The following is a 2,687-nucleotide window of genomic DNA, read 5'->3' on the forward strand; positions in this document are numbered from 1 at the left end:
AATACAGAAGCTTATTACTACTCCTGGGATGCCCAGAGCAATGATTATCTCTATAGCTTCGGGGTCAATATTAAAATGCTGAATATCAAAAGGCCCGAGGGATATGACAAGAAGACGGTAGAAAGCATCACCCAGGGTGCCAAGGCCGAAGCGGAAGGAATAAATCAGAGGGCAACCGGGAAAAAGCCCACGGTTATCGCCGTCATGAACGAAAGCTTTAGCGATTTAAAGGCCGTGGCTGATTTTAAAACAGATGTGGATTATATGCCCTTCTATCACAGCTTACAGGAAAATACCATTAAGGGTAATCTCTATGTGGATGTTCTGGGGGGTGGAACCTGTGACAGTGAGTATACCTTCCTCAGCGGTAATACGACGGCCTTCGTACCCGATAATGCCAGGCCTTACCAGCTGTATGTTAAGGAAAATACGCCGACTTTGGTCAGTACCCTTAATGACCAGGGCTATACCAGCCATGCCATCCATCCAGGGGCACCCAACGCCTGGAACCGGGACAGCGTTTATCCGGATTTTGGGTTTACCGATTTTTACACAGGGGACGATTTTTATTTAAATGAAAATGAGAGCTTCACCCGAAGCCTGATTAGCGATCAGGCGACCTATGACCAGGTGATTCGCTTATATGAAAACAGGGGAACCGAAACACCCTTTATTTTTGATGTTACCATCGCAAACCATGGCGGCTACGAAGTGATGACCGAGGATTTGGAGCCGGTGCATTTGATGAATATGCAGGGCAGTTACCCCATGGCAGAGGTTTACCTTTCCCTGATTAAAAAGGCGGATGCGGAGATCCAGAATCTGGTGACCTATTTTAGTAACCAACCTGAGCCGGTGGTCCTTGTTTTCTTTGGGGATCATCAGCCCACCATCGAGACGGCGTTTTATGAAGAAATCATGGGTAAACCCATGTCAGAGTGGACCGAAGAAGAGCTTCAGAAACGTTTTGTGGCCCCCTTCTTTATTTGGGCGAATTACGATATTCCAGAGGCTGAGGTGGGAGATTTAAGTGTCAATTATTTATCCAGCTTGTTGCTTAGGACCGCAGGTTTGAAGGAGACCCCCTACAATGCCTACTCCCTGGATACGGCGAAGTCCCTTCCGGTTATCTCTAAAAAGGGTGTGAAGGATGCCCAGGGAAATTACTACGCCCTGGGGGATGCAGAAAAACAACTGGAAGCCCTGGGGGATTATCATATGGTAATGTATAATAACCTCTTCGATGCCAAACACCGCTGTCAGGATGTATTCTATCTGGATCAGGGGATGACTGATTTAAGTGAGGAGAAAAAATAATGAAAATAGAAACCCAATGTCTTCATGAAGGCTATTCACCGGGAAATAGTGAACCCCGGGTGATGCCCATTGTACAAAGCACCACCTATGTGTATGATTCCACGGATGATGTGGCTGCGGTCTTTGATGACCCTACCAAGGGCCTGATCTATTCCCGTTTTGCCAATCCCACCACCGATGTGGTGGAGAAAAAGATTGCCGCCCGGGCGGGTGGGGTGGCCGCCATGGCCACCTCCAGCGGTCAGGCCGCCACCTTGTGTGCCATTTTGAACCTGTGCTCTGCCGGAGATAGCTTTATTGCCAGTACCTCCATCTACGGGGGCACCTTGAATCTCTTTGCCATCACCCTTAAAAAGTTGGGGATTGAGTGTATCTTTGTGGAGGCCGATGCCGGGGAAGATACCATCCAGAAGGCCTTTAAGGCCAATACCAAGGCGGTTTTCGGGGAGACCATTGCCAACCCGGCTCTGACGGTGCTGGATATTGAAAAATTCGCCAGGATTGCCCATAAAAATGGCGTTCCGCTCATTATTGACAATACCTTTGCAACCCCGGTCCTCTGCCGGCCCTTTGAGTGGGGAGCGGATATCGTCATCCATTCCACCAGTAAGTATATGGATGGCCATGCGGTACAGGTTGGGGGAATTATCGTCGATGGCGGTTCCTTCGATTATACGAATGGGAAATTTCCGGATTTTACCGAGCCGGATGAAAGTTACCACGGCATCGTTTATACCCGGGATTATCCCCAGTGTCCCTATATCATAAAGGCACGGATGCAGCTTATGCGGGACTTCGGCTGTTATCCAGCGGCCCATTCCTCCTTCCTCCTCAATCTGGGGCTGGAAACCCTGGCGGTACGGATGAAGCAATACTGTGAAAATGCCCTTAGGGTGGCGGCGTTCCTTTCGGCTTCCGATTGGGTAGAAAGTGTGGCTTACCCTGGGCTTTCCGGGGATGCCTATCACGATTTGGCCCAAAAATATCTGACCCTGGTAACCTCCGGGGTCATCTCCTTCACCATAAAGGGGGGACGGGATACCGCTGTACGTTTTATGGACAGTTTATCCCTGGCCTCCAATGAGGTACATGTGGCGGATATAATAACCTGTATCCTCCATCCGGCATCCGCAACCCATCGGCAGCTCAATGATGAGCAGCTGGCAGCTGCGGGGATTGATGGCGGTATGATTCGCCTGTCCGTTGGACTGGAAAATGTGGATGACATTATTGCGGACTTGGAAAAGGGTTTTGCCGCATTATCGTAAATTTACATTCAAGGGATTGAAAACAAATCAAACGAAACAGTACTATTTTTAATTAATTAAAAATAGTACTGTTTTTTTTATGAAATATACGGGCATTTAGGG

General features: G+C 48.6%; 2 protein-coding genes. Both read left to right on the plus strand.

Annotated features, from left to right (window positions below):
* Nucleotides 1-1,317, plus strand: a 1,317-nt coding sequence (locus VB081_RS01700; protein ID WP_323399130.1) for an LTA synthase family protein, incomplete at its 5' end; no start/stop codon positions are given.
* Nucleotides 1,317-2,585: an O-acetylhomoserine aminocarboxypropyltransferase/cysteine synthase family protein gene (locus VB081_RS01705; RefSeq protein WP_323399131.1), complete on the plus strand. Its 1,269-nt coding sequence runs from the start codon at nucleotides 1,317-1,319 to the stop codon at nucleotides 2,583-2,585. The genes VB081_RS01700 and VB081_RS01705, both read left to right, overlap by 1 nt.
* Nucleotides 2,586-2,687 lie beyond the last annotated feature (102 nt).

The organism is Christensenella sp. (assembly GCF_034927525.1).
In the GTDB taxonomy this organism is placed as follows: Bacteria; Bacillota; Clostridia; order Christensenellales; family Christensenellaceae; genus Christensenella.

Coding starts and splice junctions, on each gene's coding strand:
- VB081_RS01705 (WP_323399131.1), top strand. CDS start 1,317: ATGAAAATAGAAACCCAATGTCTTCATGAAGGCTATTCACCGGGAAAT.